At 71.7% G+C, this 14814-nt stretch carries 14 protein-coding genes; 6 read left to right on the top strand and 8 right to left on the bottom strand.

The features are described 5' to 3' along the window. Nucleotides 1-22: 22 nt before the first annotated feature. Both ACFWU9_RS19415 and ACFWU9_RS19410 read right to left on the bottom strand, forming a co-directional pair. On the bottom strand, nucleotides 23-793 hold the full coding sequence (locus ACFWU9_RS19415; protein ID WP_384319910.1) for a GPP34 family phosphoprotein: 771 nt from the start codon (nucleotides 791-793) through the stop codon (nucleotides 23-25). Nucleotides 794-933: 140 nt separating this feature from the next. After that, nucleotides 934-2379 carry an amino acid permease gene (locus tag ACFWU9_RS19410; protein ID WP_384319908.1) on the bottom strand — a complete coding sequence of 482 codons (1446 nt, stop codon included), beginning with the start codon at nucleotides 2377-2379 and terminating at the stop codon, nucleotides 934-936. Between the two features lie 211 nt (nucleotides 2380-2590). Here ACFWU9_RS19410 and ACFWU9_RS19405 point away from each other — a divergent pair, with 211 nt between their 5' ends. Next, on the top strand, nucleotides 2591-3568 hold the full coding sequence (locus tag ACFWU9_RS19405) for an ABC transporter substrate-binding protein (RefSeq protein WP_384319906.1): 978 nt from the start codon (nucleotides 2591-2593) through the stop codon (nucleotides 3566-3568). A gap of 64 nt (nucleotides 3569-3632) precedes the next feature. On the opposite strand, the gene ACFWU9_RS19400 is transcribed toward ACFWU9_RS19405, so the two are convergent. From ACFWU9_RS19400 to ACFWU9_RS19385, 4 genes are all read right to left on the bottom strand, one after another. Then, nucleotides 3633-5060 carry a lysine N(6)-hydroxylase/L-ornithine N(5)-oxygenase family protein gene (locus ACFWU9_RS19400; protein ID WP_384319904.1) on the bottom strand — a complete coding sequence of 476 codons (1428 nt, stop codon included), beginning with the start codon at nucleotides 5058-5060 and terminating at the stop codon, nucleotides 3633-3635. Nucleotides 5061-5181: 121 nt separating this feature from the next. Next, nucleotides 5182-6762, bottom strand: a complete 1581-nt coding sequence (locus ACFWU9_RS19395; protein WP_384319902.1) for a pyridoxal phosphate-dependent decarboxylase family protein — start codon at nucleotides 6760-6762, stop codon at nucleotides 5182-5184. Beyond that, the gene (locus tag ACFWU9_RS19390; protein ID WP_384319900.1) at nucleotides 6759-8210 is read right to left on the bottom strand and encodes a diaminobutyrate--2-oxoglutarate transaminase family protein; all 1452 of its coding nucleotides are present in this window, start codon (nucleotides 8208-8210) and stop codon (nucleotides 6759-6761) included. Before ACFWU9_RS19390 ends, ACFWU9_RS19395 begins: the two co-directional genes overlap by 4 nt. A 562-nt stretch (nucleotides 8211-8772) precedes the next feature. Then, nucleotides 8773-9228, bottom strand: coding sequence for a MerR family transcriptional regulator (locus ACFWU9_RS19385; protein WP_384320030.1), 456 nt, complete (start codon nucleotides 9226-9228; stop codon nucleotides 8773-8775). An 87-nt stretch (nucleotides 9229-9315) separates the two neighbouring features. On the opposite strand from ACFWU9_RS19385, the gene ACFWU9_RS19380 reads away from it, so the two are divergent. Both ACFWU9_RS19380 and ACFWU9_RS19375 read left to right on the top strand, forming a co-directional pair. Then, nucleotides 9316-10200, top strand: a complete 885-nt coding sequence (locus tag ACFWU9_RS19380) for an NAD(P)-dependent oxidoreductase (RefSeq protein WP_384319898.1) — start codon at nucleotides 9316-9318, stop codon at nucleotides 10198-10200. 16 nt (nucleotides 10201-10216) lie between these two features. Further along, entirely contained in the window at nucleotides 10217-10651 is a 435-nt protein-coding gene (locus tag ACFWU9_RS19375) for a PPOX class F420-dependent oxidoreductase (RefSeq protein ID WP_384319896.1), read from the top strand. 131 nt (nucleotides 10652-10782) lie between these two features. Here ACFWU9_RS19375 and ACFWU9_RS19370 read toward each other — a convergent pair whose 3' ends face one another. After that, the gene (locus ACFWU9_RS19370) at nucleotides 10783-11460 is read right to left on the bottom strand and encodes an SDR family NAD(P)-dependent oxidoreductase (RefSeq protein ID WP_384319894.1); all 678 of its coding nucleotides are present in this window, start codon (nucleotides 11458-11460) and stop codon (nucleotides 10783-10785) included. A gap of 347 nt (nucleotides 11461-11807) precedes the next feature. Continuing rightward, on the bottom strand, nucleotides 11808-12287 hold the full coding sequence (locus ACFWU9_RS19365; RefSeq protein WP_384319892.1) for a hypothetical protein: 480 nt from the start codon (nucleotides 12285-12287) through the stop codon (nucleotides 11808-11810). 230 nt (nucleotides 12288-12517) lie between these two features. Here ACFWU9_RS19365 and ACFWU9_RS19360 point away from each other — a divergent pair, with 230 nt between their 5' ends. The 3 genes from ACFWU9_RS19360 (at nucleotide 12518) to ACFWU9_RS19350 (ending at nucleotide 14805) form a co-directional block, all read left to right on the top strand. Then, nucleotides 12518-13402, top strand: coding sequence for a helix-turn-helix domain-containing protein (locus ACFWU9_RS19360; protein ID WP_384319890.1), 885 nt, complete (start codon nucleotides 12518-12520; stop codon nucleotides 13400-13402). Then, the gene (locus tag ACFWU9_RS19355) at nucleotides 13399-14199 is read left to right on the top strand and encodes an SAM-dependent methyltransferase (protein WP_384319888.1); all 801 of its coding nucleotides are present in this window, start codon (nucleotides 13399-13401) and stop codon (nucleotides 14197-14199) included. Before ACFWU9_RS19360 ends, ACFWU9_RS19355 begins: the two co-directional genes overlap by 4 nt. A 159-nt stretch (nucleotides 14200-14358) precedes the next feature. Continuing rightward, nucleotides 14359-14805: a protein-tyrosine phosphatase family protein gene (locus tag ACFWU9_RS19350; protein WP_384319886.1), complete on the top strand. Its 447-nt coding sequence runs from the start codon at nucleotides 14359-14361 to the stop codon at nucleotides 14803-14805. Nucleotides 14806-14814: the final 9 nt, after the last annotated feature.

The following is a 14814-nucleotide window of genomic DNA, read 5'->3' as shown; positions in this document are numbered from 1 at the left end:
GCGTCAGAAGTTTCCCGGGCGACTACAGCACGGTCGTCGTCACCACCGTCATCACGACGATCGCCGTCAGCGCGTCCTCCGCCGCCTTGACCGCCTGCCGCACCGCCGGCGCCGCCCACCGGCTGTGCGCGATCGCCTCCATGTTCGTCCTGGCGGTCGCCAGCCGCTCCTTCTCGTACAGCAGTCCGTGCAGCTTCGCCCCGTGCAACAGCGCCACCAGGCTCGCGATCCGCTCGTCGGGAGCCGCCCCCCGCAGCACGACCTCGTCGAGCCGCCGGCGCAGCGCCGCCTCCACCGAGCCGTCGGCCTCCGGGTAGCGGCGTACGGGGAAGAGGCCGAGCACCTTCTTCTTCTCCTCGCGGAGCAGGCCCTTGGCGACGAGGCTCTTGGTCGTCCCGTCGACCGCGCCCCTCCTCAGATGCTCGATCCACTCCTTCGTGGCACGCGCCCTGGTCTTCTCCCACCCGGCGATGTCGGCCAGTGCCGCGTCGACCGTGGGGTCCCCGACGGGCGCCGCGTCACGGACGGTGACCTGTTCGCCGTCGACCTCGATCCGGCCCGCGAGCGCCAGTTCGACCAGGGACGCCGCGGCGATGGCGTAGGCGACGTTCGCCGGCGCTTTCTCGATCCCGGACTCGTCGTCGAGGGACAGGAGGAGCAGTTGCTCGCCCAGGGTGGTCTCGACGGGCGGGGTGCCACCGGGCGCGGTGCCGGGGGCCGGGGTGCCCGGGGTCGGGGTGCCGGGGGTCGGGTTGCCGGGCGTGTTCTCGGGGCTGTTCGTGGCGAAGCTCATGACCCTCGTCTCTCCTCTGACCGTGGGGGGTATGCGCACGTCTTGCCTCCGGGGACGCACGGAGCACGCGGACGGCTCCCGCGCCGCGTCGCGGCCGGGCCGCGACGCGGGGGGGCACGGGGCGAGGCGCGGGGGGCACGTCACTCCCCGGTCTTGGGCCCCTTCAACAGCTCCGGATTCTTGGCCAGTTCGGAGCGCCGGTAGGAGTACGTGAAGTAGACGACCATGCCGATCGCGAACCAGACCCCGAACCGCACCCAGGTCTGCCACTGGAGGTACGTGATCAGCCAGAGCGATGCCACCACCCCGATCGCCGGCACCACCGGCATCCACGGGCAGCGGAACCCGCGCGGCAGGTCGGGCTGCCGGTAGCGCAGCACGATCACCGCCGTGCAGACCACCGCGAACGCCAACAGAATCCCGATGTTGGTCAGTTCGGCCGCCTCGCCGATCTTCACGAACCCCGCGATGCCCGCCGACGCGAACCCGACGATCCAGGTCACCCGGGTCGGGACCTTCCGCGTCGGATGCGTCTTGGCGAACCACTTCGGCAGCAGCCCGTCGCGGCTCATCGAGAACCACACACGCGTCACCCCGAGCATGAACGTGAACATGACGGTGAGGATGCCGATGATCGCGCCGACCGCGACGATGTCGGCGATCCCGTCCAGCCCGACGGACGCGAAGGCGGTCGAGAAGCCGCTCTCCTTGTCGACGTCCTTGAAGTTCTGCATACCGGTCAGCACCAGGCAGGCCAGCACGTAGAGCACCATCGAGATCGCCAGCGAGTAGATGATCGCCTTCGGCATATGGCGCTGCGAGTCCTTCGACTCCTCGGCGGCGGTGCTCATGGCGTCGTACCCGAAGACCGCGAAGAAGACGGTCGCCGCACCCGTGAACGCGCCGCCGACGCCGTACGGGAAGAACGGGTTGTAGTTGCCGGTGTCGATGTGGAACACGCCGACCGCGATGACGAGCAGCACCACCAGCACCTTCAGCACCACGACGACCATCTCGAAGCGGGCCGCGCTCCGCATGCCGAGGGTGAGCAGATACGCGATGAACAGACAGAGCACGACGGCGAAGAGGTCCACCTTGTGCCCCTCGCCGGTGCCGGGCGCGCCCAGCATCCACGCGGGCAGATCGCCGCCCATCGACTCGACGAGAAAGCTGAAGTACCCGGAGATACCGATCGCGACGACGGCGACGATCGCCGTGTATTCGAGCAGCAGGTCCCAGCCGATGAACCAGCCCGCCAGCTCGCCGAGTACCGCGTAGCCGTACGTGTAGGCGGACCCGGCCTTCGGGATGAGCCCGGCGAACTCCGCGTACGACAGGGCGGCCGCCGCGCTCGCGACGCCCGCGATCAGGAACGAGAGGAGGACGGCGGGGCCCGCCGTGCCGTTCGCGACCGTCCCGGCCAGCGTGAAGATACCGGCACCGATGATGCCGCCGACGCCGATCGCGGTGAGCTGCCAGAGCCCGAGGGTGCGGGTGAGCTGTTCGCCCTCCGGGCCCTCCGAGTCCTGGATGGTGTGGATGGGTTTACGGCGCAAGACGCCTTCACCCGCGCGGAACCCGGCCATGACGCGACTCCTCTCGCTGGACCCTTCGTCGGCGTTGCACCGGCAACGCGCCATCGTGGCGGATGCCCGGCCGCGCGGGAAGGCATGACATGTGCGGGACCTGTGACTGGACCGTGATGCCGGGAGGTTGTTGGCCCGGCACCGCTGAGGTTAGGTTCGCCTTAGTTACGTTCGGGCAGACTCCGGGCGGCTGTCAGGGAGGCTTCCGACCGTGTCGACACATCTCACTCGCCGTATCACCGTGGCCGCCGCGCTCACCGCGTTCGCCGTCCCGCTCTCCGCGTGCAGCGGCGGGGACGGCGACGAGCCGTCGGACAACGCCGGGTCGGGAGCGACGCACACCGTGCGGACGGCGATGGGCGAGGTGAAGGTCAAGGACGACCCCGAGCGCGTCGTGGTCCTCGACACGGACGCGCTCGACTCCGCAGTCACCCTGGGGATCACCCCGGTGGGCGCGACGACGGCCGTCGCGGACGTGCCCTTCTCCACCTACCTCCCGCAGGAGAGGCTCAAGGGCGTCAAGCCCGTCGGCCTGATCGCCGAGCCGAACCTCGAGGCGATCGCCGCGCTCAAGCCCGACCTGATCCTCAGCAGCAAGGTCCGCGACGAGAAGAACTACACGTCGCTCTCCGAGATCGCCCCGACCGTCTTCTCCGACACCACGGGCCCCAACTGGCGCGCCAACTTCGAACTGCACGCGGACGCGCTGGGCAAGGCGGCGGAGGCGAAGAACATCGCCGCCGACTACGACACCCGCGTGAAGTCCCTGACGACGGCCCTCGGCGGCCCCGCCGAGGCGAAGAAGACCAAGGTCGGCTTCGTCCGCTTCGTCGAGGGCGCCGACACCCGCCTCTACCTCAACGACACGTTCGTCGGCTCGATCTTCGCCGACCTCGGCCTGGGCCGCCCGGCCAACCAGGACAAGGACGGCTTCTCGCTCGACGTCAGCCCGGAGAAGATGGACGAGGCCGAGGCGGACGTCATCTTCTACTCCACCTACGGCGACGCGAAGAAGGCCAAGGAGACGGAGATCCTCGGCGGCCCGCTCTGGAAGAACCTGACGGCGGTGAAGAAGAAGTCGTCGTTCAAGGTCGACGACAACCTCTGGATGCTGGGCATCGGCTACACGGGCGCGGGCCAGGTCCTCTCCGAGATCGAGAAGAACTACGGCGGCGCGGCGGCGAGCTGAATCTCCTTCACGGCGCTCCCGCGCACCGGCTGGACCGGGTGCGCGGGCGCTCCGCGCACCCCTCTCACGGTCGCCCCGCCGCCGCCACGTCGCCCGGTACGTCGGTTCCGGCCGGGTCCGGTGTGGTGTTCGTGCGGGGGGACGGGGCGCCGAAGGTTGTCCAGGCCGCGCGTTCCGGGACCCGGAGGACCGTGCGGTTCGCCACCGCGTTCAGGATCGTCGCCGCGCGCCAGGCGCCCAGTGTCAGGTCGGGGGCGCCCACTCCGTGGGTGTGCAGTTCGGCGTTCTGGACGTAGAGGCGGCCGGAGACGCGTGGGTCCAGTGCGACGCGGTAGTCGGCGTCTATCCGGTAGCGGCCCTTGTCGTCCCAGTCCACGAGGGTGCCCACTCCGTCCCTGCCCTCCCGGCCGTCCAGGAAGGCGGGGCGGGACGCCGCGTAGCCGGTGGCGGAGACGATCGCGGACGTACGTATCTCGAACAGCGCGTCCTGCTGCGTATGACGGCACGTCAGTACGTACTGGTCACCGGCGGCTTCGGCGGCGACCACGGCGACTCCCGGATGCAGCGCGGCCCTTGGCTCCGCGCCGCCGATCGTCCGCTCGTACAGCTCGTCGTGCAGCTCGCCCAGCGTCTCCTCGCTGACGCCCTTGTAGAGCTGCCACTGCTCGCCGACGAGCTGTTCCCGCCGGGCCTCCGGCAGGGCGCGGAAATAGCGTATGTAGTCGGGGGTGAAGTGTTCGAGCCCGATCTTGGAGTACTCCATGGGCGCGAACGCGCTCGTGCGGGCGAGCCAGCGGACGTACGGTCCGCCCGCCCCGTCCCCGTCCTGGTGGCGCAGCAGGTCGAGCGCGACCTCGGCGCCCGACTGCCCCGCGCCGATCACCGTCACGTCGTCGCGGGCGGCGAGCCGCGCGCGGTGGGTGCGGTAGTCGGCGCTGTGCAGGACGCGGCCCGTGTGCGCGCCCTCCGCGAGCAGCGGGCGCAGCGGCTCGGGCACGACCGGATTGGTCCCCACCCCGAGGACGATCTGGCGGGCCAGCACCCGTGTGGGGGTTCCGTCGGCCGCCCGGTGGGTGACGACGAACGCCTCCCGCTCCTCGTCCCAGCCCAACTCCTCGACGTACGCGTCGAACCGGCAGGAGGGCAGCCCCTCGGCGACCCAGCGGCAGTAGGCGTCGTACTCGCGGCGCGGGATGTGGAAGCGCTCGGAGAAGAAGAAGGGGAACATCCGGTCGTGGTGGCGTAGGTAGTTGAGGTACGACCACGGGCTCGTCGGATCGACCATGGTCACCAGGTCCGCCAGGAAAGGGACTTGGAGGGTGGTGCCCTCCATCAGCAGGCCCGGGTGCCAGGAGAAGGCGGGCTTCGTGTCCAGGAACAGCGCGCGCACCTCGGGCGCGCCGGCCGCCAGTGCCGCGAGCGAGAGGTTGAACGGGCCGATCCCGACGCCGACCAGGTCGTACACACGCGTGTTGGGCTCGGACTCGGTCACCGCTTGGCCTCCGCGAGGGGTTGGTCAGGTCGAGGTGGACGGGCGGGCCCGGGTAACGCGGAGGCGGGGAACGGCCACGGGGCCGCGCCCCGCCCGGAGCCCCGCCCGGCGGCCCGTGCGCTCACAGCTTCTCCTCCGCCTCGCCCGCCGCCACCACCGCCCGCAGCAGCCGTTCCACCTCCGCGACCGTCGTATGCGGGTTCAGCAGCGTCAGCTTGAGCCGGACCCGCCCCGGGCCCTCCCCTGGAAGCTCGGTACGCCCCACCACCGCGCCGCCCTCGCGCAGCAACCGCCGTCGCAGCGACGCGTTCAGCCGGTCGGTACGCTCCCCGTCCGCCGGCCCCTCGGGGACGTACCGGAACAGGAACGCCGTCAGCACCGGGTCGCCGGCCCGCGCACCGGCACCCGCCGCGCCCCCGGCCTCCCCGTGCAGCTCAAGACGCGGGTGCGCGGACACCGCGCGCGCCCCCGCCACCGCCAGCTCGTGGCACGCGTCGACCAGCCGTCCCAGGCCCTCGCGGCCCAGCGTCCGCAGCGTCACCGCGATCTTGAAGGCGTCGGCGCGCCGCGTCGTGCGCAGGGAGAGCCCCAACAGGCTCGGATAGCCCGCCTCCTCGTCGTCCGCCGGGTTCAGATAGACCGCGCGGCGGGCGAGCGAGGCGTACGTCTCCGACCTCCGCACCAGGAAGATGCCCGCCGCGGCCGGCTGCCAGCCCAGCTTGTGCCAGTCCAGGGAGACGGAGTCGGCCCGTTCGACGCCGTCCAGCAGGGGCGCCAGACGGTCGGAGAGCAGCGCGCCGCCGCCGTAAGCGGCGTCCACGTGCAGCCACGCCCCGTACTCCGCCGCCAGTTCCGCGCACTCGCGCAGCGGGTCGATCGCGCCGGTGTCGGTCGTACCGGCGGTCGCGACGATCGCGACCGGCAGCTGGCCGCGCTCCACGCACGCTTCCAGGGTCGCCGCCAACGCGCCTGCCCTCATGCGGAGTTGGGTGTCCACCGGTACGGGGATCACCGCGTCCTCGCCGAGCCCGAGCAGGGCCGCGGCCCGCTGCACCGAGAAGTGCGCGGCGGCGGACGCCAGAATCCTCGGCCGCGCCCCCGCGCCGGCGCCGATGCCCGCCCTCGGCACCCCGGTCAGCTCGATCTGCCGGCCGGTGGCGGTGCCGAGCACCCGGTCCCTGGCCAGCATCAGGCCCATCAGGTTGGACTCGGTGCCGCCCGAGGTCAGTACGCCGGCCGCCTCGGTGGGGTCGTAGCCGACCATGGCGGCCAGTTCCTCAAGGAGCAGTGTTTCGAGGGCGGTCGCGGCGGGCGCCTGGTCCCACGAGTCCTGGGAGGGGTTCAGCGCCGACACCGCCAGGTCGGCGGCGACGGCGACGGCCAGCGGCGGGCAGTGCAGATGTGCCGCGCACGCCGGGTCTGCCGGGTCCGCGGTGCCGTGCGCGAGGGTCTCGGTGAGCCGGTCGAGCGCGGCGGGGCCGCGCGCGGCGCGGAACGCCTCGGCGACGGCGGCGGTGATCTCGGCGGGCGCCCCGGGCGGGACGGGCCCGCCGCGCCGGGCCGCGCCCTCGGCGAGCGCGCCCAGCACCTCGCGTACCAGGGGCTCCAGGGCGGCGGCCCCGCACGGCCCGCCGGACAGCGCCGTACCGATCGCCGGCCTCAGGGCTTCCTCGACGGCGGCGCCCAGCGCGTCGGTTCTCACGCCGCACATCCCGCAACGGGCGTGGGACGCGACTCGTCGGACGACGTCGAGGCGTGCGCCGCCCCCGTCGCCCGCGCCGGTAGCTTCGCCTGCCCCGACGCCCAGGCCTCCGCGATCGCCTCCGCCAGCCGTTCCAGTACGGACTCCGCCTCCTCGTCCGTGATCACCAGCGGCGGCAGCAGCCGTACGGTCGAGGCGAACCTCCCGCCCAGCTCCAGGACCAACCCCCGCTCCAGACAGCCCTCCTGGATACGCGCCGCCAGCTCCGGCGCCACCGGCAGGGACCCGCACGCGTCCAACGGCCCCTCGGGGTCGACGATTTCGACACCGATCATCAGCCCGCGCCCGCGTACGTCCCCGATCGGCGGCAGTTGGGACCGCAGGCCCTCCAGCCGGGCGGTCATCCGCGCGCCGACCGTCGCGGCCCGCTCCGCGAGCCCCTCGCGGGTGACGTACCTGAGCGTCGCCGCGCCCGCCGCCATCGCCAGCGTGTTGCCCCGGAAGGTGCCGGTGTGCGCGCCGGGCAGCCACCCGTCGTACTCCCGGTCGTACACGATCACCGCCAGCGGCAGCCCGCCGCCGATCGCCTTCGACATCACCATCACGTCGGGCACGACGCCGCTGTGCTCGACCGCCCAGTAGGCGCCGGTGCGCCCGACGCCGGTCTGCACCTCGTCCACGATCAGCGGGATGTCGCGCTCGCGGGTGATACGCCGCATCTCCCGCAGCCACCCGTCGGGCGCGGGCACGGCCCCGCCCTCGCCCTGGACCGCCTCCACGATCATCGCCGCGGGCCGTACGACGCCGCCCGAGGGATCGTCCAGCAGCCGTTCGGTGTACGTCGCGGCCAGCTCCGCGCCGCGCTCGCCGCCGACGCCGAACGGGCAGCGGTACGCGTACGGATACGGCAGCCGCGTCACCTCGCCGCCCGCCGCGCCCCCGCCCGGCACCGGCTCCTTGACCGCCACGCTGCCGCTCGCCGCCAGCGCGCCCGCCGTCATCCCGTGGTACGCGCCGGTGAACGCGAGCAGCCCGCGCCGCCCGGTCGCGGTCTGCGTCAGCTTCAGCGCGGCCTCGACGGCGTCGGTCCCGGCGGGTCCGCAGAAGTGCACCCGGGCCCGGTCGGCGAACTCACCGGGCAGCGTCTCGAACAGCGCGTCCGTGAAGTCGTCCTTCTCGGGCGTCGCGAGGTCGAGCACATGCAGCGGCGCACCGCTGTCGAGGGTGCGCCGGAGCGCGTCGCGCACGACGGGGTGGTTGTGGCCGAGCGCGAGCGTTCCGGCTCCGGACAGACAGTCGAGATAACGGCGGCCGTCGGTGCCCACGATCGTCATGCCGTGCGCGCGGGCCGGGACGATCGGGAAGGAACGGGCGTACGTACGCGCGGACGACTCCCTGGCACGCTGGCGCCCCAGGATGGAGTCGGCGCTCTCGGTGGCTACGGTCATGGAACGGCTCCGGTAGTGATGAGAGGTGGGGAGAGGAGGGGGACGGCTCAGGGCGAGGGGCAGAACCGCGGCCCGGGTTCCGGCCCCAACTTCACCCCCACGGGTGGCCCGTGGAGCGCGGCGAGTTCACCGGTCCGGCCTGTTCCGGCGGTCGGCGGCGGACGGAGGCCGGCGGTCCGTCCACGGGGTGGGCGGCGAGCGGCGCGGCGGATGGCGGGAACTGGACGGACACGGCGGCTTCGACCTCGGTTGAGGGGTGGGGTATCGACCCGGTTGCGGCATCAGCGTATGAGGAGGCACACGATCATCGCGTGCGGGCGCCGGTCCGGCGGGCCGACGGTCAACTGCCGTGCCGGGCGGGCGGGTTCGAGGGCCGCGTGGGGCGTCGACATGGGTCCCTCCGGATAAGGACAGAACGGCCGACAGCGCCGGCTCACGCCAACAGACCGGCCAAAAAGACTTAGGCGAGCCTAACCTAATGGCTTGCCGAGGGGGCACCAAAACCCCCCATTCGGCGGGGAGGATTTCCGGCCACGCGATCCATGATCCCCTGACTCCCGGATCACGCCGCCACCTCCCCCGGCCCGCCGACGACCTCGCCCGCGCCGCCCGCGCCGTCCAGGTCGCCCGCTTCCTCCGCGTCGCACTCATCCGCGTACGGCGACTCCCGCCGCTCCGTGACCTCGATGTACTCGCGCAGCGTCCTGCGGGTGCGGATGAGCATGTCGATGTGATCGTCCAGCCCGCGCAGGCGCGCCCGCAGCATGTCCAGCAGATCGGGGCAGGGTTCGAGTACGGGCGCCTCGCCGGAGGCGCAGGGCAGCAGGACCGCGATCTCCTCGGTCGAGAGACCGGCGTCGAGCAGCCTTCTGATCTGCGTCACGGTCGTGACGTCGTCGCTGCCGTACTCGCGGTAGCCGTTCGCGCCGCGGCCGGGTTCGAGCAGGCCTTGCGCCTCGTAGTAGCGCAACTGGTGCGTGTTGACCCTCGTCAGCCGGCTCAACTCCCCGATCAGCACGTCGGTTTCACCCTCCCACTTGACCTTCATATCGGTATGAACGTTAAGGATTCTGTCACGCGCACCCCTCGTAAGAAGGAGCAACCGATGCGGAATCCCGATGCCGTCCCGACACCCGTGACCGTCATGGGCCTGGGTCTGATGGGCCGGGCGCTGGCCGAGGCCTTACTGACCGCCGGGCACGAGACGACCGTGTGGAACCGTACGGCGGAGAAGGCCGAACCCCTCGTCGCCCAGGGCGCGAAGCTCGCGGGCTCGGCCGCCGACGCCGTCGCCGCGAGCCCCCTCGTGATCGTCTGCCTCCTGGACTACGACGCCGTCCGCGAGGTCCTGGACCCGCTCGGCAAGGCCCTCGACGGGCGGGTCCTGGTCAACCTCACGTCCGGCACGTCGCAGCTCGGCCGTACGACGGCCGAGTGGGCGTCGGGGCACGGCGCGACATATCTCGACGGCGCGATCCTCAGCGCCCCCGCGGGCATCGGCACGGCAAACACGATCATCCTGCACAGCGGGCCGCGCGACGCGTTCGAGGCGTACGAGCCGGCGCTCAGGGTCTTCGGCGGGGGAACGACGTACCTCGGCGAGGACCACGGGCTGGCCTCGCTGCACGACGCGGCGATGCTGAGCCTCATGTGGGGCATCACCAACGGCTTCCTCCAGGGCGTCGCGCTGTTGGGCGCGGCGGGAGTAGAGGCCTCGACGTACGCGCCGATGGCCGCAGGGGGGATCCGGATGGTGGCCGACTGGGTGGCCGGATACGCGCGCCAGATCGACGACGGCGTGTACCCGGCCGTCGATGCCAGCCTGGACACGCACGTGGCGTCGATGAATCACCTCATCCACGAGAGCGAGGCGCAGGGCGTCAGCGCGGAGTTCCCGAGGTTCATCAAGGCCATGGCGGACCGGGCCGTGGCGGAGGGGCACGGCCCCGGGGGCTACGCGAGGCTGATCGAGCAGTTCCGCAAGCCCTGACGATCTGGAGCCGGACATGACCACCGCCCCACCCTTCAACCCGCACAAGCTCCTCGCGGAGAGCCGCCTGGGCGTGCTCGCGACGATCAAGTCGAACGGCCTTCCCCAGCTCTCCCCGGTGATGCCCTTCTACGACGAGGAGGCCGGTGTCCTGTACGTATCGATGACGGAGGGCCGCGCCAAGACGACGAACCTGCGCCGGGACCCCCGGGCGGCCCTGGAGGTCACCGGCCCGGACGGCTGGTCCTGGGCGACGGCGGAGGGCCCGGTCACCCTGACCGGCCCCGGTACCGACCCGCACGGCCCGGAGGTCGAGGCCCTGGTCACCTATTACCGCCTCGCGGCGGGCGAACACCCGGACTGGGCGGAGTACCGCTCGGTGATGGTCTCGGACAGCCGCGTCCTGATGACGATGAAGGTGACCCGCGTCTACGGCGAGCGGATCGCCTGACGTCGGCCGGCGGTGAGCGGCTGGCGGTCAGCGGTCGGCGGTCGGACCGTGCCCAACTCGCCTGCCGGGGAAGGGAAGTGCCGCGCCCCCGGGGCTGAGGGGTCCCCTGGAGGCGCGGCGGTTCGGGGGGGTCAGCGGCCCTGGTAGGAGGCGCCGTCCGCGCGTACCGGGCCGAAGCCGGAGATCGCGCCCAGGACCTCGATCGGGATCACCGCGCCCGTGTCCGTCGCCTCCGGCCTGGTCAGGTGGATCGCGAGGTCCGCGATCTGCTGGGCCCGGTACGCGCGGCCCTGGCGGGACGAGCTCTGCGGCGATCCGTACGTGATGACATTGACCGTCACGTCCGAGCCGCGGCACTCGTGGACCAGGTGCCAGGCCAGACTCATCAGGTCCGCGTGGGGGGCGCCGCCCGCCAGGGCGGAGCCACGGCCGAGGCCCTTCGTGGAGGCGATCAGCACGATCCGCCCGTGCCCGGCCTCGCGCATGCCGGGCAGGGTGCGGCCGATGATGGCGTTCGCCCTGGCGCGCGTCCCGGCCGCCGCGGCCACGGAGGACTCCTCGTTGTGGTGCTCCTGCCGGTCCGCGTCCACGACCAGGACGTCCACTATTCCGTGCCCGGTTTCGAACTCCGAGACGGCGGCGTCCAGTTGGAGCGCGTCGCTCACATCGCACCGTACGTTGTACAGCTCGTCGGGAGGAGTCCCCCGCTCGTAGAGGAAACCGACCCAGTCGTCCTGGCGGGCATATGCCGCGGCCACGCTCTCGGCGCTCCCGCTGGCCCCGCTCACGACCAGCACCGAACGGCTCACGTCTGCCACTCCCCCACTGCGCGTGACGTCACGGTCGCGCACCGCCGCCCGCGGCTCCGCGCTCGTCGGCCGGTACCAGGCGGTCCACCTGCGGGCACGCGGGGACCGCGGCAGACGGTGACTGGCGCCGAGGCTCGCCGCATGAGCGGCGGGCGGTGTCCCGAGGGATGATCTGTCCGCGTGGTACGCGCCAGCATGTGCCGGGGCTGTCTCGTGCGCGGGCTCTCGCGCGGGCTCATCGGGTGCGAAACTCCTCAATGCGTCCACTGCAGCCTCTCCAAGACGGGTTGGTCAGCGCCCATCGGGCCCGTGCCCACCAGACAGCGATCCAAGAGTCGGTCGTACGCTCACGGCTGCGCGCTGAGGCAAGGCACCTCGGCGGGAAGGGTGGCCGAGGCCGCCCAACTGCCCTGTTGCGCGACTATGTTGACCTGGGCTCCGCACCGCTCCGTCAGAACCTCGGCCAGGCTCGGGCCGTCCTCCACGCTCGGGTTGTCCTCCGGGAAGCCGTTGACCGGGGCCTCCGCCGAGCCCACGAGTTCTTCCGACCGGGTCTGCGCCGGCACCGTCACCGTCCCGTTCGGCGCGTCCAGGATCGTGACACTGACTCTTATGGCGACGGCGTCCTCGGGTCCGGTCCGCCTCGTCACCCCGAGGTAGTAACCACTGACGCCCACCACACCGATGGCGTGCCGGGCGAGCTGGGCCGCCACCTCTTCGCAAGCGGCGATCTTCGCCGGTGGCCAGCCGAGACCGGCCAGTTCCTTGCGGACGATGCGGCGTGCGACCTGGATCTGCTCCGGAACGGCCGGTAGTGAGACGTGCATGGCATCGGTTCTCCGTGACCCCCCGCCCCGCACGCTCGGTCGCGTGTCGGCGGGGTCGGTACCCGGCCCTGGCGCGGCTGGCTGGGGGGTGCCGCGTAGGGGAACTCCGGGCTCCATCGTAGCCATGCGCCGGACACTCTGCAACGTGACAGAGTTCGATACGGCGGTATCGTGGTCCGCTGAACGGAGAGGAAGAGACCCTCCCCACCCGCGGACGCGAGGAGGGCCCGGTGAGCCAGCCAAGATCCGGCCCCACGGTCGCCCTGCGGTGTTTCGGGGCGGATCTCCGCCGTCGGCGCGAATCCGCGGGTATGACCCTTCAGGGCGTGGCGGACGCGATCAAGAAGGACCGGGCGACACCGGCCCGCTGGGAGAACGCCGAGACCGTGCCGAATCCGCGCATGGTCGGCATCCTGCTCGACCTCTACTCCACACCCGCCCACGAGCGGAACGAGGTCCTGCACGCGCTGGAGGAGGCGAAGAAGCCCGGCTGGTGGCACCCCTGGCGCGAGGTCGCCGAGGTCGGCGTCATCGATCTGGAGTCCGCCGCGACCGGCATCCGCTCGTACGCGCCGGGCGTGCTGCCGGATCTCCTCCAGACGACGGAGTACGCGGAAGCGCTGATGAGCCTGCGCAATCCGTACGAGGACCCCGCCGTACGGCGTCTGCGGCTGGAACTGCTGGAGGCCCGCAAGGAGCACACCATCGAGGGCAAGTCCGGCGACCCGGACAACGGGGACAGGGCCGGGCTGTGGGTCCTGCTGGAGGAGGCGACTCTACGCCGCCGTGTCGGCGGATCCGGGGTGATGACCCGTCAACTCGACTACCTTGAAGCCCATATCGCCGATGTCGGGTCGTCGGTGGCCATCCAGGTCATTCCGCCCGGCGTACCGCACCCGCTGGCCATCAGTCTCTGCGGCCATATCGAGATTCTCCGCTTCAACGAGTTCGGGATGGGAGAGAGGCTGATCCAGATCGGCCTCCACCCGTCCATGACGCTCATCACCGACGACTCCGACGCGGTGGAGAACTACCGCATGGCGGTGGACGTGACCAGTGGATTCGCACCGCCTCGATTCACCCCTCTGCCCCTGACGAGTAAGGACTTCGGATGAGCGACTCCGTACGCCCCGGAACCAATGTCATGCCCACCATCCCCAACTCCGCGCGGATCTGGAACTACGCCCAGGGCGGCCAGGACAACTACCAGCTCGACCGTGACCTCGCCGATGTGATGATGGGCGACTTCCCGGAGATCAAGACGGCCGCCATGGAGTCGCGGGCCTTCCAGGAGCGGGTGGCGGACCATGTCGTGCGCGAGGGCGGCATCAGGCAGCTCCTCGACCTGGGCACGGGCATCCCCACCGGGCGGGGCACCCACGGCACGGCGCAGCGAGTCGCTCCCGAATCACGTGTCGTGTACGTGGACAACGACCCGGTCGTCCTCAACCACGCAAGCTCGCTGCGGAGTTCGCCCGAGGGCAAGATCCACTATCTCCAGCAGGACTTCCGTCTGGTGGACAAGGTTCTCGACGGCGCGTCACAGACGCTGAACCTGGACGAGCCCGTCGCCCTCCTGGTGCTCTCCACCCTCGGGCACTTCCCGCCCGCCGAGGCGGCCGACCTGGTCGAGAAGTACACGAGCCGCCTGGCCTCCGGCTCCTATCTGGCGGTGTGCGACACGATCGAGACGCCGGGCGTGCTGAAGATGCAGGAGCACTATCTGGAGGCCGACCCCGAGGGGGCCTACCTCGCGCGTAAGCCCGCCCAGATCGAGGCCTGTGCCCGTGGGCTGACGCTGCTTCCGCCGGGCCTGCGCCCGCTGCCGGAGATCCTGGTGCCGGCCGGGCAGGACATTCCGGCGGGGGCGGCGGACTGTGTGCAGTGGGGGTTCCTGGCGGTCAAGCCGTAGCGGGGGAAGGGCTGTTGACGGCGGGCCGTGCGCAGCGAGCGGCGTCTCGTTGTCCGTACGGCCCGACGTGGTGAGGCGGGTCGGGCCACAGTGAGCGGGTCAGGTCAGGTCGCGGTCGGGGCGAGTCGGGTCGGGTCGGGTCGGGGAGGAACGGACGTCATGGTTGATTCCGGTGCGGTGAACACCACGTGGGCACCCACGGCGGCGGGAGTGCTACGGCTTCCCTCCGGCCGGCTCGTACGGGGCCGGGGACTCCGTCACCCCCTTCCGGCCGGCCCCGTACCCCAGTTCGCGCTCCATCTGCTGGGCAAGGAGCCCCCTGCCGTCGAGTGGGAGGCCACGTGGGTCCGCTGGCCCGACTTCCGGCTCCCCGCCGACCGGGCCGGCGCCGCCGACGCGCTGCGCGAAGCCCTGTCTCGGGCCGCGGACGAGCGGGTCGAAGTCGCCTGCGGCGGCGGGCGGGGCCGTACCGGTACGGCCCTGGCCTGCCTCGCCGTCCTCGACGGAGTGCCGAACGCCGAGGCCGTCGCCTATGTCCGCGAGCACTACTCGCGGCACGCGGTCGAGACGCCCTGGCAGAAGCGGTACGTCTCGCGCTTCGCGTAGAACCTGTTC

The organism is Streptomyces sp. NPDC058653 (assembly GCF_042716895.1).
In the GTDB taxonomy this organism is placed as follows: domain Bacteria; phylum Actinomycetota; class Actinomycetes; order Streptomycetales; family Streptomycetaceae; genus Streptomyces.
This window is presented reverse-complemented; position numbering and strand designations above follow the sequence as displayed.